This is a genomic window from Maridesulfovibrio sp. FT414, assembly GCF_050916235.1.
Lineage (GTDB): Bacteria > Desulfobacterota > Desulfovibrionia > Desulfovibrionales > Desulfovibrionaceae > Maridesulfovibrio.
Genome location: NZ_CP104854.1, coordinates 3,090,830 through 3,109,660, shown reverse-complemented (window position 1 = coordinate 3,109,660; position 18,831 = coordinate 3,090,830). Strand labels below are relative to the sequence as shown.

General features: G+C 52.1%; 23 protein-coding genes. 10 read left to right on the top strand and 13 right to left on the bottom strand.

Annotated features, from left to right (window positions below):
* Positions 1–199: 199 nt before the first annotated feature.
* Positions 200–388, bottom strand: coding sequence for a hypothetical protein (locus N7E73_RS13780; RefSeq protein ID WP_432735451.1), 189 nt, complete (start codon positions 386–388; stop codon positions 200–202).
* A gap of 127 nt (positions 389–515) precedes the next feature.
* Between N7E73_RS13780 and N7E73_RS13775 the strand changes: the two genes are divergently transcribed.
* Positions 516–869: a hypothetical protein gene (locus N7E73_RS13775; RefSeq protein WP_432735450.1), complete on the top strand. Its 354-nt coding sequence runs from the start codon at positions 516–518 to the stop codon at positions 867–869.
* A 200-nt stretch (positions 870–1,069) separates the two neighbouring features.
* Positions 1,070–2,923 carry a lysophospholipid acyltransferase family protein gene (locus tag N7E73_RS13770; RefSeq protein ID WP_432735449.1) on the top strand — a complete coding sequence of 618 codons (1,854 nt, stop codon included), beginning with the start codon at positions 1,070–1,072 and terminating at the stop codon, positions 2,921–2,923.
* 59 nt (positions 2,924–2,982) lie between these two features.
* Here N7E73_RS13770 and N7E73_RS13765 read toward each other — a convergent pair whose 3' ends face one another.
* Both N7E73_RS13765 and N7E73_RS13760 read right to left on the bottom strand, forming a co-directional pair.
* On the bottom strand, positions 2,983–4,005 hold the full coding sequence (locus N7E73_RS13765) for a threonine aldolase family protein (protein WP_432735448.1): 1,023 nt from the start codon (positions 4,003–4,005) through the stop codon (positions 2,983–2,985).
* A 71-nt stretch (positions 4,006–4,076) separates the two neighbouring features.
* Positions 4,077–4,655, bottom strand: coding sequence for a GDSL-type esterase/lipase family protein (locus N7E73_RS13760; RefSeq protein ID WP_432735447.1), 579 nt, complete (start codon positions 4,653–4,655; stop codon positions 4,077–4,079).
* A 206-nt stretch (positions 4,656–4,861) separates the two neighbouring features.
* Between N7E73_RS13760 and N7E73_RS13755 the strand changes: the two genes are divergently transcribed.
* Genes N7E73_RS13755 through N7E73_RS13745 form a run of 3 tightly spaced genes read left to right on the top strand, consistent with a single transcriptional unit; the run spans position 4,862 to position 6,960 of the window.
* A complete protein-coding gene (locus tag N7E73_RS13755; RefSeq protein WP_432735445.1) occupies positions 4,862–5,686 on the top strand; it encodes a metal ABC transporter ATP-binding protein in 825 nt (274 codons plus the stop codon).
* A complete protein-coding gene (locus tag N7E73_RS13750) occupies positions 5,679–6,488 on the top strand; it encodes a metal ABC transporter permease (RefSeq protein ID WP_432735444.1) in 810 nt (269 codons plus the stop codon). The genes N7E73_RS13755 and N7E73_RS13750 overlap by 8 nt, the downstream gene beginning before the upstream one ends.
* 7 nt (positions 6,489–6,495) lie before the next feature.
* Positions 6,496–6,960, top strand: coding sequence for an aminoacyl-tRNA deacylase (locus tag N7E73_RS13745; protein ID WP_432735443.1), 465 nt, complete (start codon positions 6,496–6,498; stop codon positions 6,958–6,960).
* Positions 6,961–7,114: 154 nt separating this feature from the next.
* Here N7E73_RS13745 and N7E73_RS13740 read toward each other — a convergent pair whose 3' ends face one another.
* Positions 7,115–7,759 carry a class I SAM-dependent methyltransferase gene (locus N7E73_RS13740; protein WP_432735442.1) on the bottom strand — a complete coding sequence of 215 codons (645 nt, stop codon included), beginning with the start codon at positions 7,757–7,759 and terminating at the stop codon, positions 7,115–7,117.
* Positions 7,760–7,927: 168 nt separating this feature from the next.
* Here N7E73_RS13740 and N7E73_RS13735 point away from each other — a divergent pair, with 168 nt between their 5' ends.
* From N7E73_RS13735 to N7E73_RS13725, 3 genes are all read left to right on the top strand, one after another.
* Positions 7,928–8,281, top strand: a complete 354-nt coding sequence (locus N7E73_RS13735) for a TraR/DksA family transcriptional regulator (RefSeq protein ID WP_432735441.1) — start codon at positions 7,928–7,930, stop codon at positions 8,279–8,281.
* Positions 8,282–8,456: 175 nt separating this feature from the next.
* Positions 8,457–9,140 (top strand): TIGR04283 family arsenosugar biosynthesis glycosyltransferase, encoded by a 684-nt coding sequence (locus N7E73_RS13730; protein WP_432735439.1) that lies wholly within the window; start codon positions 8,457–8,459, stop codon positions 9,138–9,140.
* A 12-nt stretch (positions 9,141–9,152) separates the two neighbouring features.
* Positions 9,153–9,821, top strand: a complete 669-nt coding sequence (locus N7E73_RS13725; protein ID WP_432735438.1) for a TIGR04282 family arsenosugar biosynthesis glycosyltransferase — start codon at positions 9,153–9,155, stop codon at positions 9,819–9,821.
* 222 nt (positions 9,822–10,043) lie between these two features.
* On the opposite strand, the gene N7E73_RS13720 is transcribed toward N7E73_RS13725, so the two are convergent.
* The 7 genes from N7E73_RS13720 to rpmH form a co-directional block, all read right to left on the bottom strand.
* Positions 10,044–10,298: a hypothetical protein gene (locus N7E73_RS13720; protein WP_432735437.1), complete on the bottom strand. Its 255-nt coding sequence runs from the start codon at positions 10,296–10,298 to the stop codon at positions 10,044–10,046.
* Position 10,299: 1 nt separating this feature from the next.
* Entirely contained in the window at positions 10,300–11,685 is a 1,386-nt protein-coding gene (mnmE, locus tag N7E73_RS13715; RefSeq protein WP_432735436.1) for a tRNA uridine-5-carboxymethylaminomethyl(34) synthesis GTPase MnmE, read from the bottom strand.
* 89 nt (positions 11,686–11,774) lie between these two features.
* The gene (gene jag / locus N7E73_RS13710) at positions 11,775–13,367 is read right to left on the bottom strand and encodes an RNA-binding cell elongation regulator Jag/EloR (RefSeq protein WP_432735435.1); all 1,593 of its coding nucleotides are present in this window, start codon (positions 13,365–13,367) and stop codon (positions 11,775–11,777) included.
* A 52-nt stretch (positions 13,368–13,419) separates the two neighbouring features.
* On the bottom strand, positions 13,420–15,036 hold the full coding sequence (gene yidC / locus N7E73_RS13705; RefSeq protein WP_432735434.1) for a membrane protein insertase YidC: 1,617 nt from the start codon (positions 15,034–15,036) through the stop codon (positions 13,420–13,422).
* Positions 15,037–15,065: 29 nt separating this feature from the next.
* Positions 15,066–15,317 carry a membrane protein insertion efficiency factor YidD gene (yidD, locus tag N7E73_RS13700; protein ID WP_432738871.1) on the bottom strand — a complete coding sequence of 84 codons (252 nt, stop codon included), beginning with the start codon at positions 15,315–15,317 and terminating at the stop codon, positions 15,066–15,068.
* Between the two features lie 11 nt (positions 15,318–15,328).
* Complete coding sequence (gene rnpA, locus N7E73_RS13695) at positions 15,329–15,709, bottom strand: ribonuclease P protein component (protein WP_432738870.1); 381 nt, start codon at positions 15,707–15,709, stop codon at positions 15,329–15,331.
* Entirely contained in the window at positions 15,697–15,831 is a 135-nt protein-coding gene (gene rpmH, locus N7E73_RS13690; RefSeq protein WP_015337954.1) for a 50S ribosomal protein L34, read from the bottom strand. Before rpmH ends, rnpA begins: the two co-directional genes overlap by 13 nt.
* A 373-nt stretch (positions 15,832–16,204) precedes the next feature.
* Between rpmH and N7E73_RS13685 the strand changes: the two genes are divergently transcribed.
* Both N7E73_RS13685 and N7E73_RS13680 read left to right on the top strand, forming a co-directional pair.
* Positions 16,205–16,855: a lactate utilization protein gene (locus N7E73_RS13685; RefSeq protein ID WP_432735433.1), complete on the top strand. Its 651-nt coding sequence runs from the start codon at positions 16,205–16,207 to the stop codon at positions 16,853–16,855.
* 178 nt (positions 16,856–17,033) lie between these two features.
* Entirely contained in the window at positions 17,034–17,780 is a 747-nt protein-coding gene (locus N7E73_RS13680) for a UPF0280 family protein (protein ID WP_432735432.1), read from the top strand.
* A gap of 178 nt (positions 17,781–17,958) precedes the next feature.
* Here the strand turns inward: N7E73_RS13680 and N7E73_RS13675 are convergent, their stop codons facing one another.
* Together N7E73_RS13675 and N7E73_RS13670 are read right to left on the bottom strand one after the other, a co-directional pair.
* A complete protein-coding gene (locus tag N7E73_RS13675; protein ID WP_432735430.1) occupies positions 17,959–18,441 on the bottom strand; it encodes a hypothetical protein in 483 nt (160 codons plus the stop codon).
* A gap of 27 nt (positions 18,442–18,468) precedes the next feature.
* Positions 18,469–18,762 (bottom strand): MTH1187 family thiamine-binding protein, encoded by a 294-nt coding sequence (locus tag N7E73_RS13670; RefSeq protein WP_432735429.1) that lies wholly within the window; start codon positions 18,760–18,762, stop codon positions 18,469–18,471.
* Between the last annotated feature and the right edge of the window lie 69 nt (positions 18,763–18,831).

Genomic DNA, 18,831 nt, shown 5'->3' with positions numbered 1-18,831 from the left:
GCTGAGAAACTGAGCCGTAAAAAAGAGTCAAATTGCTGACAGGCATCAGATGCAGCCTATTGATGTCCAGACCGGAAAAACTGTCCCCTTTCCAGTCAAGAATATGATGGTCGACCACGACAGATGACGTCCGAAGACCCTCCGGTTGCCTCTGCGAAGCCGGATCCGGCATTTTTTTCTGTCCGTCAAGGCGATACGATTAGAGAGTTCCTGCGCCTACTCCGGGTAGTGAGATTTCATGGAAACCAAGAGCGGAAGGGGCCATCTCCAGAGCGCCTCCGGATTTGCTTTCAATCACTATTTCAGCTTGTTGAACATGTGGGGCAAAGATCCTGAAATAAAATTCCCCATCCCCTGTAACCCGGGCACCGAAGTAATTGTTTTCCATGTGGCGACTCTTTGAAATAATTGTTTTGTACTTTCCCTAGCGATAATGTATACTGTTAACAAGAAACGGTTCGTCTTTTGCATGTGAACAAGTACTTGCATCTCGTAACAGCATCAGGAGGCAGAACATGAATACCTTTCACAATCCCCAAGCGACTGAGGAAAGAGTCAAGATCGCTCAGGTAATGGGTGGCGAAAGAACTATCCTCCACGAACTCGATTTTCAGGACGTGGCAATTTCCAGCAACGCCGTATTGACCCTGAAGAAAGCTGCTACCGCAGTGATGCAACGCTTCATGCCCGGCAGCCGTCCGGAAAGCCTGACTGATTCGCAGGCAGTTGCATTTTTCATTGACCGGGTCTTCTGGGATGAAAATACCAAGGGACTGATACTCTGTGCTGATATTGCGCAGAAGAGCTTCTGCATCCCTATCCCAAGCGAACACTGGCATATGAAAACTGATCTTGGAACTATTCAGTAGTTATTTTTAAAGTTTTGCAATTAAAAATAGAACAACAGGGAGGCTTGCCCCCCCTTTTTTAACACACATATATATAGATTACTCTATTTATACAAGCGTGCATTACAACAAAATGTAAAGCACATGTAACTGCGGGGTAACACGTCCGCGCTGGACACAGGGTACTGTTGATGATCAAAAAATCTAAAGCAGGAGTGCCCATGGTTAACGAAAGATGTCCGGAACTTTTCCGTTTAAGTTCGCCATTCGAAGACCCCTTCAGGGGGACCTTGTTCTCCATATTTGAAAAGCCGCTGTCCAGCCTGCTCTGTCTGCCGCGGTTGAATTCACTGTACAGCATTGCCTGTGATGAAAACCGCTGGGACGGTCAGACGGACTTCATCAGCAAGTCCCTGAAACTGCTCGGCGTGAATACAGAACTCGACGAACGCCAGTTGAGCGGGATACCCAAAAGCGGTCCGTCTGTTGTCGTGGCAAATCACCCTTTCGGCGTTGTGGAAGGACTTTTCCTGCTCAGAATGCTGATGACCGTCCGCCCGGACGTTAAGATAATGGCAAACTTCATGCTCGGAATGATCCCGGAAATGCGTGAACACCTTGTTGCCGTTGATCCCTTCGGGCGCAGGGATTCCCAGCGCGGCAACATATCCGGACTCAAGGAGGCCATGAAATGGGTCAAGGGAGGAGGACTGCTTGCCGTCTTCCCCGCCGGTGAAGTCGCAAGCCTAAAGATAAAAGACCGCAAGGTCGAAGATCCGGCATGGAGCCCGACCGTGGCCGGAATAATCAAAAAGACCGAAGCAAGTGCCACACCGATATTCTTCAACGGCCGCAACAGCGCCCTGTTTCAGGCCATGGGCATGCTTCATCCCCGCCTGCGCACGGTGCTGCTGCCGCGCGAGAATCTCAAGAAAAAGTCGGGTCCGGTGGAATTTGCCGTGGGCAACACCATTCCCAGCGAACTCCTGAGCAGATTTGACGATAACCGGGAACTGATCGAATACCTGCGTTTCCGTACCTATGCCCTGCGCACTCGTTTCAAGAAAAGCAAACCGGCCCTGCCTGTTTTCAAGAAAAAGGACAAACCGCTGTCACAGGAAATCAGCCGTGACAGGATAATGGCCGAGCTTGAAGCCCTTGGCCCGGAAAGCATGCTGGCAGAAAACAGTGAATTTTCAGTGCACGAAGTCCACTCCGCACGTTGTCCATTCATCCTGCGCGAAATAGGCAGGCTGCGGGAAAAGACCTTCCGCAAGGTCGGGGAAGGAACCGGAAAGGCAGTAGACATGGACCGCTACGACAACACCTTCATCCACCTTGTCCTCTGGAGCAGAAAGAATGCGGAAATTGCCGGAGCCTACCGTTTTGCCCGCACTGACGAACTCATCGACAGGTTCGGGCTGGACGGGGTGTACAGTCATTCATTCTTCCGTTTCGATCCCGCTTTCTTCGATGCCGTAAACCCTGCTCTGGAACTCGGCCGTTCATTCATTCGCTCCAAATACCAGCGCAACTACTACTCTCTGATGATGCTCTGGAAAGGAATTGCCGGTTACCTGAGCAGAAATCCCAAATACCGTTACCTGTTCGGATGCGTCAGTATTTCCAACGACTACAAAAAACTCTCCCGCGAAGTCATCGCCGAATCGCTCATGTGCGGCAGCTGCCGGGAAGACCTCGCCGAGCTGATTTCCCCGGCAAAACCGCTGAAATTCAAGAAGCTGAAATACTGGAAGAAGGCTCTGCCCAGAACCGCATTCTCCGATCCGGCCGAGCTGGAAAAAGTTGTTCAGGACATAGAAGGGGGCAACGGCATTCCGGTGCTGCTGCGCCACTATCTCAAACTCGGCGGCAGACTGGCCGGGTTTAACGTGGACCCGGATTTCGGCAATGCCCTCGACGGACTGATCGTAGTGGATCTGCTTGAAACCTCGCAGCGCAGCCTGAATAAATTCATGGGCAAGGAAGAAGCTGCGGCCTACCTTGAGTATCACCGCAAAGTTGCCCCGCATGCCCATGACCGCTGCGAGGGGGACGAAAAAGTCGCGGTCTAACGGGCAGAGTTCGTAAAGGTTGCCCCCGGCAGAACTGTCGGGGGTAACACACAGGGTTCTTATTTAAGAAGCCGCTCAAGCTCGGAGCAGAATCCGTCCAGATCTTCATCTGTCGTGGACCAGGAAGTCATCCAGCGGACTTCGTTGATTGCGGGATTCCAGACATAGAAAGGATATGCGGCCTGCAATTCCGCGGTAATTTCGCGCGGTATGATGGCGAACACACCGTTTGCTTCAACAGGCCGGGTAAGTTGAACACCGGGGATCTTTCCGGCCCGTTCGGCCAGCTTTGCGGCCATGCAGTTGGAATGCGCGGCATTGCGCTTCCAGAGATCGTCAGTGAGCAGCGCCTTGAACTGTGCACCCACATAACGCATTTTAGAGATAAGCTGCATGCCCTGCTTGCGGACAAATTCGAATCCCTTTCCAAGTTCCGGATTAATGAACACTGCGGCCTCAGCGCACATGCAGCCGTTCTTGGTTCCGCCGAAAGAAACCACATCCACACCGCAATCCACGATCATTTCACGCAGGGAAACACCTAAGGCCACGGCCGCGTTGGCAATGCGGGCTCCGTCCATATGCACATGCAGCCCTTTTTCATGCGCAAAATCACAGATCGCTTTGATTTCAGCGATGCTATAGAGCGTGCCGAGCTCGGTATTCTGGGTAATGGAAATGACCGCAGGCTGGGTGCGATGCACATCCCCGAGATCACCCAGAAGGGATTTAATGGAATCCACGCTGATCTTTCCGTTTTCAGTGGCAGCATGCAGCAGCTTGAGCCCTGCAACAGCTTCACAGGAACCGCACTCGTCAATGGTGATGTGGGCGCAGTCCGAGCAGATGACGCTGTTCCAGCTGCGGGTCAGATGCTTGAGGATAAGGGTATTTGTGGCTGTCCCGGTAGACAGGAAAAAGATCAGGGCCTGTTCACCGAAATGATTGTGAAACAGTTTTTCTGCTTCTGCGGAAACGGGATCGGCTCCGTAGGATGACATGTGGTCGATATTGGCTTGAACTATGGCATCCATGATTTCAGGATGAACGCCGGAATAATTGTCACTGGCAAAAGAACGCATGAGAGGTCTCCATAAAAAAAGGCCTGTCCCCGGAACAGGAACAGGCCGCCGGTGTTACTGGGTGGGATGGATCAGTCGAGTAGCGGAGTAACAAAAGGGCTTAGAAAATCATAAACCATATCGGCCATGATCCCGTAACCGGCCTTTCCGGGATGGACGCCGTCCCCCCTGCCGATATCATCAAGATACGCCCCGTTCTGCCGCAGGCTGTAATTAAGGTCGAGGCAGGGAATGTCAAGTTCCCTGCACAGTTCCACGAAACCGTCGGCAAGCTCTTTGGTGCTGCTGTCACGCTGCGGGTTCCGCATGGGCGGCGGACAGATGAAAATAACCCGCTGTTCGCCGGAAGCAGATCCGAGAATATTGCGCGCATTGGAAAGACTCTGCGCTGAACTGAGCCCGTTGGCAAAATCAGGTGCGCCGAAACTGAAAATAAGCAGACTGCCTGTCCCGCGCACAACCCGTTCGTAAACTTCCTGTCGCCAGCGTTCCCGTATATGCCTGGTGGTAGAGGCACGCACGCCGAGATTGTATGCGGTTATTCTGTCCCCCTCAGGGTCCAGGCGACGGCAGACCCGTCCGGTCCAGCCAAGTCTATCCGGGTCATTCACGCCCAGAGTTATCGAATCTCCCACGAAAAACAGTTGCATTTTCAATTTCCTTTAAAGTTGTTATGTTATGTCAGCGCCTACAGTAATCCTCCGGCAGACCGTTATCAATACAAACTCCGGCCTGCGGATCATCTTTGGAAATTTTGTTGAAATAAACTTTTTTGCAAATGATTATCATGTTGATTATCAACTAGAATAGCATTACTTGATCAGTTCAATTCAATCACGGCGGAGAATTTGTATTTATGAATACAGAAAAAGTCATCAGTTTCAGTGACGTCAGCTTCGGATACGGGCAGCACACGGTCATAGACGATGTAAGCTTCGATATATTGAGAGGCGATTACCTTGCTGTAATCGGCCCTAACGGAGGAGGTAAGACTACCCTGCTCAAACTTCTTCTGGGTCTCCTGACCCCGCAGCAGGGAAACATAAGCATCCTCGGACTTCCTCCGGGCAGACACGCAGGACAGGTCGGATACATGCCCCAGTACACTACGGTCTCGGCAAGTTTTCCCATTACGGTGCGGGATGCCGTGCTCATGGGCAAGGTTTCCCCCGGAATAAAAGGCGTATTCGGCCTGAAATTCGGGAACGGGTCCGGAAGTGCCGTGGAAAAAGCCCTTGAGCGGGTCGGTATGCTGGAACACATCGACCGCAAGGTGTCCGACCTTTCCGGCGGGCAGAAGCAACGCGTATTTATTGCCCGCGCCATTGTGGATGAACCGAAACTGCTGCTCCTTGACGAACCGGCCGCAAGTGTCGATCAGGCCGGCAAAAGCGGACTCTACTGCCTGCTGCGTGAGCTCAACGAGGACATGACCGTGGTTATGGTCAGTCACGATATTTCCGTGCTGGGCCAGGGAGTAAAATCCGTGGCCTGCGTCAACCGCAAGGTCCACCTGCACGACCAGCCGAAAATCACACGCGAACTGCTCGACGAGGCCTACGGACAAACCGAAAAAGGTTCCTGCCCCATCGAACTGATCACCCACGGCGAACTGCCCCACCGGGTGCTGGAATTCCATGATGAGACCGAGGACGATAACGGAGGGGACTGGAATGCTTGAGGCTCTGAGCTATGAATTCATGCAGAACGCGCTGATCGCAGGGCTGCTGGCCTCCATAATCTGCGGGGTAATAGGTGCGCTGGTGGTGGTCAACCGGGTGGTGCTGCTTTCCGGTGGAATAGCCCACGCATCATACGGGGGTGTCGGGCTGGCCTTTTTCCTGGGGCTGCCCATGCTGCCGGTAACCGCTGCCTTCGCCGTATGCTCGGCACTGCTAATGGCCTTCATTACCATGCGGGTAAAGGAACGTGCCGATACCTTCATAGGAGTCATGTGGGCAGCGGGCATGGCACTCGGAATCATCCTGCTGGACATCACACCCGGCTACAACGTGGACCTGATGAGCTATCTTTTCGGCGGAATTCTGGCTACCCCGCAATCGGACCTAGTCCTCATGGGCTGGCTGGCGGCCATCGTCCTTGCAGTCGTATTCAGTTGCTACAAAGGATTCTGGGCCATGTCGTTTGACGAGGAATTTGCCAGAGCCCGAGGAGTGCCGGTCACAGCCCTCTATTACATCATGCTTGCGCTCATCGCCCTCAGTGTGGTCATGGTCATACGGGTGGTCGGCCTGATCCTGGTCATCGCACTGCTGACCATTCCACCCCATATCGCCGAGAGCCGCACATCATCACTGCATACCATGATGCTGCTTTCGTCGATCCTGAGCATGGTTTTCTGCACCAGCGGGCTGCTGCTCTCATACGAGCTGAACCTGTCGTCGGGAGCGACCATCATAGCCGTCAGCGTTGCCGGATTCGCCCTATCGGCACTGTTTTCAAAAATCAGGGGAGCGGAGTAAAGCGAGAATGGAAACATACGAAAACAAGCTGAAAGCATATCTTCAAACAGCAGTACCCGGGGCAGAACACCTTGTATTTGAGCAGTCCTGCCACAGTGTGTCCGAGGCTGCACAGGCAGCTCAGGCAACTCCGGAAGATTTCGTTAAAAATGTCTGCATGGTAGCAAACGAAGATAATTTGATCGTAGCTATCGTCCGTGGGACAGACCGGGCCAGCACCTCCCGGGTTGCAAAGGCCCTCGGAATCGACAAGCCCAGACTGGCCACCCCGGAAGAAATTCTTGAGAAAACTGGCTATCCATGCGGCGGAACTCCATCTTTCGGGTTCCCCGCAACGTTTCTCGTCGATCCCAGAGTAGCTGAAGCCGAAGCAGTAATCACCGGAGGTGGTTCTGAACGCTCTCTGGTCAAGACCGGCACACGGGAAATGCTCAACGCAAATCAGGCACAAGTTATAAGGATAAGGAAATAGGACTGTGACCGACTTCCTATACAACGTCCGGTAATCAACCAGTAAAGCTGACGGTTACGCTCAAACCGGAATGAACCTGCCAGTATGTAACTGGGAGTTTTATATCAATGCCTTGGTTCGTCGTTATCCAATAACCAGGTTATGGAATGCGGAGCTACTTCCGCCCTATATAATAAAATCCGTTGGACTTATTCCCGTTCATTGTGGTGTAGATGACCTTCTCATATTCTTCCGTTTTAAAGGGGCTGAGCATCCCGGTCATCCTTTCATCCGAAAAATGACGCAGAACCCCGCCGCCTTCCAGCTCGAAAATTCCGTAACAACCGTGAACGGACTCGTACTCTGCGTACCGGTCCAGATTGCGCTGATCCGTATTGAGCAGAAAATCGTTGATGTAGATGATGCCTCCCGGTCTCAGGACCCGATGGATTTCCGCAAGCAACGCATCCTGTTCCCCGTCCTGCGGGATACATGTCAGGACCGCGATAAGCAGGACTGCGTCAAATGAATTGTCGGGAAACGGAATTCGACCATTTTCCAGTGCAGCGATGGAAAGACTGCCATCCCCTGCAGCCCCCCTGTCCCTTAGAGACACAGACGGTTCCACTCCCTGCACCTTTGCATAGCCGTTGCCGAGCAGTTCGCGCATGACCCTGCCGTACCCGCACCCCACATCCAGAATATCCGCAGTGCGGTCAACATATCTGCCGAACACCTCAATCTGAAACGGGGTGGAGTAATTTTTTTCTGCCCCTTTGCCTTCCCAATATTCAAGATAACAGCACTTTTCAGTCTTCATTTATTGTCACCGCATAGCCTTAACGCCGCTATTTTACGCATTGCGCATGGTCATCGAATTGTATCCGTACCGTCACAGGACCGAGATCATTTTCCGGACAGCCGGTCGTATAAGCCCCATAGTCAAAATTTCAATAACTGCTTTCAACATTCACTTTGGAGGTTAGTCATGAATTCAGCCCATAGAGCCATTATCAGAAAACACCTTGAACAGAAAATCGCTGAACTGCTGGAACGCACAAAGTCTCGCCAGACTGCAGTGGAAAACTGCGCAGATGACAATGAGTACGCTTCCCGCATCAGCGAGCAGAAAATCAACCTTGCCCTGCAGGTCCGCGAAAGCCAGCTCATCACCGAAATGGAAGAAACCCTTGCCCGCGTCGATCACTGGGATTTCGGAATCTGTCAGAATTGCGGAGAGGAAATAGGATTAGCCCGCATCAAGGCAAAACCGACCACCCACTTCTGTGTCTCCTGCCAGAGCCGCATGGAAGATGAAGAACAGTTTGGCCGCGTAGGTTAAGACTTCACCGCCGCTTGAACAAGCGGTTTTTTTGTATCTGCAGACCGGAAAAGCAGCAGAAAGCCATACGCCGGAGACATGTCGGCATTGGGAAAACTGACGCCCATTATCGGATGATGTGGAAAGCTGTTCTTTGCCCCTTTATTCCTGTTCCCGAAAAAGGTAAGGAACGGACATGAGTTCAGCTTCCAGAATATCCGTCATCATTCCGGTTTACGGTGAGCAGAATACCATTGCCCACTGCATTGAAAATGCACGGCAGGCCTGCCCGCAGTCGGAGATAATCGTTGTTGACGGTTCCCCGTACGGTTCCACCATCAGGGAAATCAACGACAGCACCATCCTGACCATAAGCAGTGCCCCGGGAAGGGCTGTACAGATGAATGCCGGAGCCGATGCCGCATCCGGTGACATCCTGCTTTTCCTGCACGCCGACACGCGACTCCCTGCCGGTGCTTCAGAACTGATCACTGAAGCCCTGGGAGCACCTGCGTCTACGGCCGGTGCGTTCAAACTTTCTTTTGAAACGGGATCCACAGCGCTGAAGATCATTGCCTTCATCGCCGACCTGCGTTCCCGACTCGAACGCGTACCATATGGCGATCAGGCCATATTCATAAGAAAGGATACCTTCCTGAAACTAGGAAGGTTCCCTGAAATACCGCTGATGGAAGACGTTGAGTTTTTCCGCAGCATCAAAAAGTCACGCCGCGAGATTGTCATATTGCAGGCTGAAATATGCACTTCCGCTCGCCGCTACGGCGATGCTCCGTTTTCCCGCGCCCTGAAAAATACCATTCTTCGCATCCTGCACATTCTGGGGGTAAGTCCTTCCAGACTGGTCTCCATGTACCGCTGAGTCCCTATTCGCATGCAGGAAGCACTTATATTTTTCATCAAGTACCCGGAAGCAGGAAGGGTCAAGACACGCCTTGGTCGAGACATTGGCAATGAAAATGCTGCCCTGCTCTACAGAAGTTTCGTTGAGGACATGCTGGACAGCTTTGACCGGTCCGGTCTCAACACCCTTATTTTTTACGATTCATACCAGCCCATTGAAAAATACACCGAGTGGCTGGGCAAAAGATATTTTCACCAGCAGGAAGGCAACGACCTCGGCACCAAAATGCATATCGCATTTGAAGAATGCTTCAGCTGCGGATTCGAAAGGTGCCTTCTCACCGGGAGCGACCTTCCGGGCCTTCCCCCCGAAACAATCGCCACAGCTTTCGCAGCACTGAAAAACTCCCCCGCCTGCATAGGCCCTGCAGATGACGGTGGATATTACCTGATCGGCTTCCAGAAAGACGGCTTCACAAAATCAATATTCACAGACATGATCTGGAGCACCAAAACAGTCTATAACGAGACCGTTACCCGACTGAATAGTGCAGCCCTTGCCCCGGCAATATTGCCGTTTTTTTCAGACGTGGACACGCTCCCGGATTTGAAAAAAATTCTGAATATACCTGGCGCAAAGAAAACCTGCCCCCGCACCTGCCTGACAGCTGAACGAATCTTGATAAAATATCCGGGCTGACGACATTGCAGTCAAATTTTCACACCAATCCATTTCAACCCACAAAAACCACAGCCCACCGGATCCTGCAGGATCTGGTGGGCTGTGGCTTTTGAAAAAAGATCAAACGGGCTATAGGCGAAGCCCTACTGAAAAAGTTTTTTGAAGAGTCCAGGGAAACTTTTTTTCAAAAAAGTTTCTTTGGCCGCCGGAGGCAACGCCCGCAACAAGATCATCCTGATATCAATATTCGACAATATTCAGACGATCTTCATCAGCAGGCTTACGGCGGGTAAAGCGCAGCCGATCGCACCCGAGATCATCCCGCACTTCTATTTTCCAGTTTCCACCGGACCCGAACCCGCTGAGAATCTCTTCACGGATACCCAGATGAATCTGGAACTCGACAACTTCATCGGAGCTGGTATCAAGGTGGTTGACGATGATGGGCACAAGCCCGCACGTTACGGCTTTGAGGTCCACTATTTTGCTGTACATTCTATTTCCCGACACAGAATTTTTCGAAGATTGAATTGAGTACTTCCTGCGGGGTTATCTCCCCGGTAATCTCGGATAGCGCACTGGTTGCAGCTTCAAGCCGCACTCCAAGCAGGTCGTACGGAATCTGCATATCTATATCACGCACCAGTTCGTCCAGCTCACTCAGGGCCAGTTTCAAAGTCGCGGCCTGACGGGAGTTGGGCACCAGCTCATCAGGATCCGGCTCACCCGCCCCCCGGAGAATCCGTTCACGGATAGTTGCGGCAAGTTCGTCGATACCTTGTCCCTTTTTCGCTGAAATTTCAAGAACCTCAAATCCGGCATCGAGCATTGTGCGGGCAGGAGACGGGGAAGACTGAACAAGGTCACTCTTGTTGATCACGGCAAGGCATTTTCCGCTTTCAGCAGAGAATTGCGGATCAATATCACTTAGGGCAAACGGCTGGGACCCGTCGATTATAAGCAGCACCAGATCTGCCTGGGAGGCAAGGTCACGCCCCATATCGAGACCGGCCTTTTCCACGGCATCCTCAGTCTCGCGCAGTCCGGCAGTATCAACCAGCCGCACCTGAAGTCCGTCCAGGTTCAGGGTTTCCTCGATAAAATCGCGGGTCGTTCCGGGGATGTCCGTGACAATCGCCCTGTTACGCCCAAGCAGTGCGTTGAGCAGGCTGGACTTACCCGCATTAACCTTTCCGGAAAGCACGGCAAGGGCACCTTCACGCCACGCCTTGGTGCGCTCAACACCGGCCAGCAGTGCGGATATTTTTGCAGCGGCATCTGAGACTTCGGCCCGCATTTCATCAAGAGGAAGACATTCCAATTCGTCTTCCGGGAAATCCACGGCAACGCAAAGCTGGGCGCGCAACTCCTCAAGCCGTTGGCGGAGTACTTCAATACGTTCGCCGAGAACACCGGAAAGCTTGACCCGCGCCAGTTGCGCCGCACCCTTTGATGGAGCATGAATCATTTCGGCCACGGCTTCAGCCTGAGTGAGGTCCATTCGTCCGTTAAGAAAAGCACGCAGGGTGAATTCACCGGGATTGGCAATACGTGCACCACGCGCAAGGATTTCCTCCAGCACGGCGCGCAGGATGGCACGACCACCGTGACAGTTGATTTCCACGGTATCCTCACCGGTATACGAATTCGGTCCGGGCATGAATACGGTCAGCACATCGTCTATATCAACCCCGTTGCTGTCCGCGATGCAGCCATAGTGCATGGTGTAGGGCCTGAACCCGGAAAAGGACTCTTTGGCAGGCCTGAAAATTCCGGTAGCAATGGCAAGCGCCCTTTCTCCGCTTATACGGATAATTCCGACCCCTCCGTCACCGGGTGGAGTGGCAATGGCAGCTATGGTTCCCGTGGAAGTCAATGACATCTTTATGTCCTCACAATAAACGAACCCCGCAGACACAGTCCACGGGGTTCGTGCAATTCAGTAATTCAACCGCTCGTGAACGAGAACTGCTAGCGGTTGTAGCGTTCGCTGTTGAAACCGTCGGGACCGCCTTCCTTATAATTGTCGTTGGTGCGACGATTGTTCTGACGACCCTGGCGGTTACCGAAGTTGCCGTCATAGCGGTTACCGAAGTTGTCGTCATAGGAACGGTTGCCGAAGTTTTCATCCCGGCGTGGAGCAAAATTGTCATCGCGGCGGGGCGTAAAATTGTCGTTACGGTCACGGCGTGCACCGTAATTGTCATTGCGACGACCACCGAAATTATCATTACGATCGCGGCGTCCACCGAAGTTATCGTTGCGAGGTCCGCCGTAGTTGTCATTGCGATCGCGACGAGCACCGAAGTTATCGTTGCGGTCACGACGTGCACCGTAATTATCGTTACGCTCAAAACCATCATTACGGTCACGGCGACCACGCGGGCGATCGTTACGGTCATTACGATCGTTGCGGTCATTGCTGCGCGGAGTGTAACGGTCATTCTTCTGATAGCCGTCGTTCTTCTGGAAACCGTCATTCTTCTGGTAACCATCGTTACGGCGACCTCCGCCTCCTCCTCCGCGACTGCGGCGGGGAAGGATCAGAACACGCTTCATGGGACCTTCGCCCTTGCTGCGGGTGTTGACGTACTTGTCTTCCTGCAGTGCCATGTGTACTACACGGCGGTGATAGGAGCTGAGCGGCTTGGTGGACTGTACGCGTCCGGTATGCATGGCCTTGTCGGCGAGATGCCAGGCCAGCTGACGCAGTTTCTCATCCTGACGCTCACGGTAATCGCCGGTATCGATCTGAACCCTGACGGAAGTCTGCAGTTTCTTGGATACCATCCTGTTGCACAGGTACTGCAGAGAAGAAAGGGTCTGTCCTTCGCGACCGATGATCAGCCCGGAATTTTCTTCATCATCAACCAGAACATTCACCCGGTCTTCGCCGACTTCAATCTTGAGGTCCGGCTTGGCCTGAATGATTGGCTCAATCATCATTTCAAGAGCTTCGCGCACTGCAGCGGCAATCACTTCCGGATCGCCTTCCATGATGCTGCGGCGCTCGGTATATTCTTCGTCGTCGGAGGAATCATCGTCTTCGAAGTCGCCTTCGTAATCGTCTCCGTCTTCGTAATCATCTTCATCGGAAGAAACAGGCGCTTCTTTCTGCACTGCAACCTGACTTTCAGACTTGCAGGCAACTTCGCCCTCTTCCTTCACAGCGAGTTCGCCTTCTTCCTTCACTGCAATTTCAGCCTCAGGCTTCAGTGCAGGAACTTCAGGCTCGGGACGCAGGGCAGGAACAACATCTTCGGCCTCCACCGGAGCTGCTTCCTGCGGCTCGGGGGTACGTACAGGACGTTCATCCCCTCTTTCGTTCCTGCGCTGACGAGGTCTGCCCTGTCTGGGCTCTTCGTTGAGCAGGGTATTCTTTTCCCCGCCTCTGGGGCGGGCTTTTACTTTTGCGTTCTTTTTGCCCACCAGCCCGAAAACACCGGTGGAGCCTCCGCTCAATATTTCAATTTCAAGTTTGTCACGATTAAGATTGAAGTAATCACAGGCATTGCTGATCGCCTCATCCAAATTCTTCCCCTGAAACTCCTTGAATTCGCTCATTCTATCTCCTGGTTGTGTTCTTCACTCCAATAAGTCCGGTCAGCTTTGTGCCCTAGTTATTTACCTTGCGAGTCATCATCCACTGCTGGGCAATTGAAAGAATGTTGTTCACCATCCAGTACACAACAAGCCCGGCAGGGAAGTTGAGGAACATGAAAGTGAACACAAGGGGCAGGAACATCATGATCTTCTGCTGAGTAGGATCACCCGCGGAGGGGGTCATTTTCTGCTGCAGGAACATGGTGGCACCCATTACGATCGGAGTGATGTAAAGCGGGTCTTTGGCCGAAAGGTCGGCAAGCCATACGATATCAGTAAAAGGCAGGTAGTGAATGAAATCGGCATGCCTGAGAGCAACCGTTCCCATCAGGGCCTTGTACAGTCCGAAAAATACAGGAATCTGCAGCACCATGGGCAGACATCCGCCTGCCGGGTTGACATTATATGTCTTATAGAGCTGCATCATTTCCTTATTGAGAGCTTCCCTGTCGTCACCGTGCTTTTCGCGCAGCTTGGCAATCATGGGCTGCAGACGTTTCATCTGCTCCATGGACTTGTAGCTCTTCTGGGACAGAGGCCAGAACAGCAGCTTGATGACAACGGTCAGCAGAATGATAGCGATACCGTAGTTATGGGTATACTGGTGGAACCACTCAAGGGCGATCACCAAAGGTTTGGCGATAAGGTCGAACCAGCCGAAGTTAACAGCCTTGCCAAGGTTACCGGGAACCTTTTCCATCAGCTTGGCATCCATGGGTCCGAAATAGTAGGAACAGGAAAGCTGGCGTTCAATATCTTTGTCGAATGAAACATTCTGCTCAGCAGCAACACGGAAAATGTCGTCCTGCAGCTTGCCTTTCACGGTTATGTCATCGGAACCGGGAACAAGAGCTAGAATGAAGTAGTTGGAATCAATTGCCGCCCAGTCGATATTTCCGGAAGCGGTCATACCGGTTTCGCGCAGGTCTTCACGATCTGTTTCTTCAGTCAGCTTATCAGAGCCGTACCAGGATATTCTTGTGGGGTTGTAGCGGTCGTCTTCAGCGGTAAGACTTCTGGTAGCGGTCGTGAAAGCAAGGCGTCCCATACCGCTGGGATTGGATTTGTTGATAACACGTACGTCCTCGTCGATGAGGTAGTTATCGGCATGGAAAGTAAGGCGGCGCTCGATTCTGAAGCCCTCGACGTCGCCGCGAAAAATCAGGGAACCGATCTGGTCGTCGGAAAGATTGAGACTTGTGCCTTCATAACCCCATACGCCGTTTGCCCAGGTGGGAATTCCGTTGAGGATCAGCCCCATGGGAGCCTTGTTCAGCGCATTGGTTCCAACCATGTCCACATCGGGGGAACCGGCTTCAATGGTCTGCTTGAATTTCTTAAGCTTGAAATTTTCTAGAAGTCCGCCCTGCGAGTTGATCACTGCGGAATAAAGGGGAGTATCGATAGTAAGCTTGGTTCCCTTGGCGGAAACAATGGAGGCGGTGGACGCAGGGTCGGGAAGCTGATCCGAGACAGGTCCGGAGGCGTCGGACCCGGCAGTCTGGCTCTGGGTTACGGTTTGTTCCTGCTTGGCAGGAGGAGTCTGCGGCTGTGACGGAAAAATAAACTGCCAGCCGAGAAGAACTGCCATAGAAAGGGCCACTGCCAGAATAACGCGTTTGTTGTCCATGTCTTTATTTTCTCACTGTATTTGTCCCATCAAATCAGGCCGGGACTGCGCGGTGGTATTTTCTTCCGGGGGGCGGGAACTGGATCGAAACCGCCCTTGCATAGCGGATTGCAACGTATCAGACGCCAAAAAGCAAGCATCCCCCCTTTCAGCACTCCATGAAGGGACAGAGCCTCTATGGCATATTGTGAGCAGGTAGGATGAAAGCGGCAGCACCCCGGGAAAAGCGGGGATATAAACTTCTGATAAAAACGTATGAGATAAAGAAACAGAGTCCGCATTCCCTGATTTCTCATTGATACTCTCGCTCACAGGAAAGGACGTTAATCCTGTCGATGAGCGGAAGCAGTTCTTTTTCGGCAAGGCCAAGTGTTATCTGCCTGCCGTCCAAATTGCGCTTGGGTACGAATATCACGTCCGCACGCACTTTGAAATTTTCCTGATTGAGCCTGAAAAACTCTCGCATCACCCTTTTGATCCGGTTCCTGACAACTGCAGGTCCCTTTTTTCTGCTCACGGTAAGGCCCAAACGTACCCCGCCGGGGCCGATACCATGACACAGCACGAACAATATGAAATTCTTCGTGTAGAGTTTTTTCCCCTGCTCATAGCAGAGGTCAAATTCAGGCTTCCTGAGGAGCTTGTGCTCCTTGGTCCAACTTAAACGGCTAATCTTTTACGTCCTTTTGCACGGCGTCTTGCAATTACTGCACGACCGTTTTTGGTGCGGGAACGAACGAGGAAACCGTGGGTTCTTTTTCTTCTGATTTTACTGGGCTGGTAAGTTCTTTTCATTTTTATTTCTCCCAAATTTAATAACGTTATTAAGCCGGAGAAAAATTCCGGCCACGAGGAACGGGAACATATATCCCCAACTTCAGATATCGTCAAGAAATGTTTTCAGTATGATTGCGCAGCTAAGTGCTTTTAATCTCACCCTGAATAATTTATGCTGCTACGAAGTGAAAACAAGTTCGCATACCCTGATGCGCTCACGCTGTCAAAGTGTATATCATACTTTACTATGATGGGAACCACACTTAATGGGTGTAAACATACATAGCACGCGAATATTTTTTTTTCACCGCTTTTTTCACACCATTTTCGGGGCGGTGAGCAACAATTTCGGCTGCAATCATTATAAACAGCCGCCAACAAGGAGATAGAAATGAAACCGGTAGAGACTTTCTGGGACATCAAGCTGGGTGAAATCCGCGAAGTTTTTGAAGACAACGGCTACACTACATATGTTGCTAAAAACCAGAAGGCTGCGGCCTCCATGGTCATGGACAAGATTCTTCCGCAACTGAAGCCCAAGTCCATCAGCTTCGGCGGCTCAATGACTGTGGTCGAGTCCGGCCTTTTCGACCAGGTCAAAAAACTTTCCAACGTTCAGGTAATCGACACCTACGATACCGAGCCTCCCCTCAACGAACGCATCGAACGCCGCAGACAGTCCCTTCTGACTGACGTGCTCATCACCAGCGCCAACGCATTCACTGAAGAAGGCGAGCTGGTCAACCTCGACGGAACCGGCAACCGTGTAGCCGCCATGGCCTTCGGTCCCCGCAACGTAGTTGTACTCGTGGGCCGCAACAAGCTCTGCGTGGACCTCGATGCCGCAGTAAGCCGTATCAAGGAATACGCTGCACCGGTCAATGCCATGCGCCTCAAACGCAAAACCCCCTGTGCAGTTACCGGCAAGTGTCAGGACTGCAACTCCAAGGACCGCATCTGCAACGTCTGGGCTATCACCGAGAAATCATCCCCTCAGGGCCGCATCCACGTGATCTTCATCAACGAGGATCTCGGCTTCTAATCAAAGCTGAATTGAATAAGGGGCCGTTTTCCAAGATTTCGGCCCCATTTCACGATAACGGCATATAACATCTAGACTAGTCTCTTCTTTTACACAAATAACATTCAAAACTTTTCGATAAGCGTTAAAACAGACTTAAACTTAGCAACATCGAGCCTAACACTTACCCATCTACGCCGTGAGCAAAAAAATTCACACCGACCACGCCCGCAGTTACCGTAAAAGTATTACACATTCATCTTCAGAAGCAGCATTTCAGGTTGTCGTCGAGCAGACGGACCTTCTCATTGTAGCTGATAAGGATTTGAGCTCGGAGGCTCTTGATGCGGTACATGAAATTCGCGGAATTCTGAAAGCGCACATGGTGCTAAATCCTGCTTTCGGCCCGAGTCTGGTGCCTGTTGATGTTCCTGACGGATCGCATCCGGTACTCATCGCCATGGCCGAGGCGGCAAAGTCATGCAATGTAGGACCGATGGCTGCTGTAGCAGGGGCCGTGGCCCAGTTTGTAGCCGAGGCCCTGCTTCCCCATTCCCCCAACGTGATTGTGGAAAACGGCGGGGATATTTTCATGCACTCCACCAGAGCGCGCAAGGTGGCCCTGCTTTCCGAACCTGATTCTGGCGCCAGAATAGGACTTGCCATTGAGGCTGACGCTTTCCCGCTTTCCATATGTTCCTCTTCAGGAACCATAGGACACTCCCTGAGCCTTGGCAGCGGTGATCTGGTAACGGTGCGCGCAAAAGACGGACGCTTTGCCGATGCTGCGGCCACGGCACTTGCCAACCTGTTGAGATCCCCTGCGGACGTACCGAAAGTCATAGAAAAAGCCCGTACTCTGCAAAAGCACGGGCTTGACGGTGTATTCGTTCAATACGACTCAAAAATCGGAGCATGGGGAAATCTGGAGCTTATAGCCCTGTAACTTGGAATTTTATCGAAAGATGCCTCCGACGGCCCTGCGGGGCTGAATTTGATGCGCTTTGCGCTTTTGACAATCCGATTTCGCCGCCGGCGGCCAAAGGGTCCGCGACCCTTTGGAATCCCTGTAAGTTTCAGGCTATTGTTTAAAAAACGCCGCACGATAATTACTTTTCGCAGGGCTAGTGGCTGACCGCCCCTTCAATAGCCATGAAAGGCGGACCGTTGTTATCGTCCTTTGTCTTGGAGAGGGCCATGCGGTAGCCGAAAGAGATAAACAGCGGCCCGGCATCCAGCGACGCCGGTTTCAGTTCGAAATCAAAGGGAATTCCCTTTCCTGCCTCCAGCTTTCCGGGCGAAAAGACCTGCAGCCCCTGGGCAAGAACCACCCCGTCATTATCACTCAGATAGCCTTGAATCCAGAGTTCTCCGATCCATTCCGCCCACATGGGCACGTTGCTTTTCTTGACATACGCCATTCCGCGCACACCGAAACTGTCTTTGCGCGGAATTATCTCATAATCAAAATCAACAAACTCCATCTCAAGTGTCCGACTGACTTCCAGTTTCCACGGCTGGTTGTTGAGATGAGAGACATCCATATGCGCACACCCGGCAAGGAAAAGGCCCAGAACCGACAGCAGGACAAACCTGACTCCAAACATACAACAGAACCCCTGTTTCGACGGATACTATAATTTGTCTTCGACCGAACGGACTTTGCCGGTCAGCCGGTCCTCGGCACCTTTCCGGCAATCAGCCTTGAGCAGCATGTAAATGCGGTCGCAGTCCCTTTCCAGCTCACGATAACATTTCGTAACCACTGCCATGACCTCATCCCATTCACCTTCAATGCAGGTTCCCATGGGTCCAAGGCTGCACGCAAGACCGCATTCACGGATAATCTTGACTACCCTAGCCACGTAAGGGCTGACACTTGCCCCCTTATCAGTCGGGAAAATAGTCAATTCAACAAGAGCACTCATCGAATTCCTCCACTAAAGCAGACATAACCATGACAGATATTTCAGATTTAATTTCCAAATGATAACCAT

Bases quoted from the DNA above. Each gene is read 5' to 3' on its own strand.
- rpmH (WP_015337954.1), bottom strand. From the start codon at position 15,831: ATGAAAAGAACTTACCAGCCCAGTAAAATCAGAAGAAAAAGAACCCAC.
- N7E73_RS13780 (WP_432735451.1), bottom strand. From the start codon at position 388: ATGGAAAACAATTACTTCGGTGCCCGGGTTACAGGGGATGGGGAATTT.
- N7E73_RS13740 (WP_432735442.1), bottom strand. From the start codon at position 7,759: ATGAAGACTGAAAAGTGCTGTTATCTTGAATATTGGGAAGGCAAAGGG.
- N7E73_RS13745 (WP_432735443.1), top strand. From the start codon at position 6,496: ATGGAAACATACGAAAACAAGCTGAAAGCATATCTTCAAACAGCAGTA.
- N7E73_RS13720 (WP_432735437.1), bottom strand. From the start codon at position 10,298: ATGTACAGCAAAATAGTGGACCTCAAAGCCGTAACGTGCGGGCTTGTG.
- N7E73_RS13685 (WP_432735433.1), top strand. From the start codon at position 16,205: ATGAAACCGGTAGAGACTTTCTGGGACATCAAGCTGGGTGAAATCCGC.
- N7E73_RS13730 (WP_432735439.1), top strand. From the start codon at position 8,457: ATGAGTTCAGCTTCCAGAATATCCGTCATCATTCCGGTTTACGGTGAG.
- N7E73_RS13675 (WP_432735430.1), bottom strand. From the start codon at position 18,441: ATGTTTGGAGTCAGGTTTGTCCTGCTGTCGGTTCTGGGCCTTTTCCTT.
- N7E73_RS13725 (WP_432735438.1), top strand. From the start codon at position 9,153: ATGCAGGAAGCACTTATATTTTTCATCAAGTACCCGGAAGCAGGAAGG.
- yidD (WP_432738871.1), bottom strand. From the start codon at position 15,317: ATGCGGACTCTGTTTCTTTATCTCATACGTTTTTATCAGAAGTTTATA.
- N7E73_RS13735 (WP_432735441.1), top strand. From the start codon at position 7,928: ATGAATTCAGCCCATAGAGCCATTATCAGAAAACACCTTGAACAGAAA.
- N7E73_RS13670 (WP_432735429.1), bottom strand. From the start codon at position 18,762: ATGAGTGCTCTTGTTGAATTGACTATTTTCCCGACTGATAAGGGGGCA.
- N7E73_RS13765 (WP_432735448.1), bottom strand. From the start codon at position 4,005: ATGCGTTCTTTTGCCAGTGACAATTATTCCGGCGTTCATCCTGAAATC.
- N7E73_RS13775 (WP_432735450.1), top strand. From the start codon at position 516: ATGAATACCTTTCACAATCCCCAAGCGACTGAGGAAAGAGTCAAGATC.
- N7E73_RS13755 (WP_432735445.1), top strand. From the start codon at position 4,862: ATGAATACAGAAAAAGTCATCAGTTTCAGTGACGTCAGCTTCGGATAC.
- jag (WP_432735435.1), bottom strand. From the start codon at position 13,367: ATGAGCGAATTCAAGGAGTTTCAGGGGAAGAATTTGGATGAGGCGATC.
- N7E73_RS13770 (WP_432735449.1), top strand. From the start codon at position 1,070: ATGGTTAACGAAAGATGTCCGGAACTTTTCCGTTTAAGTTCGCCATTC.
- yidC (WP_432735434.1), bottom strand. From the start codon at position 15,036: ATGGACAACAAACGCGTTATTCTGGCAGTGGCCCTTTCTATGGCAGTT.
- N7E73_RS13750 (WP_432735444.1), top strand. From the start codon at position 5,679: ATGCTTGAGGCTCTGAGCTATGAATTCATGCAGAACGCGCTGATCGCA.
- N7E73_RS13760 (WP_432735447.1), bottom strand. From the start codon at position 4,655: ATGCAACTGTTTTTCGTGGGAGATTCGATAACTCTGGGCGTGAATGAC.
- mnmE (WP_432735436.1), bottom strand. From the start codon at position 11,685: ATGTCATTGACTTCCACGGGAACCATAGCTGCCATTGCCACTCCACCC.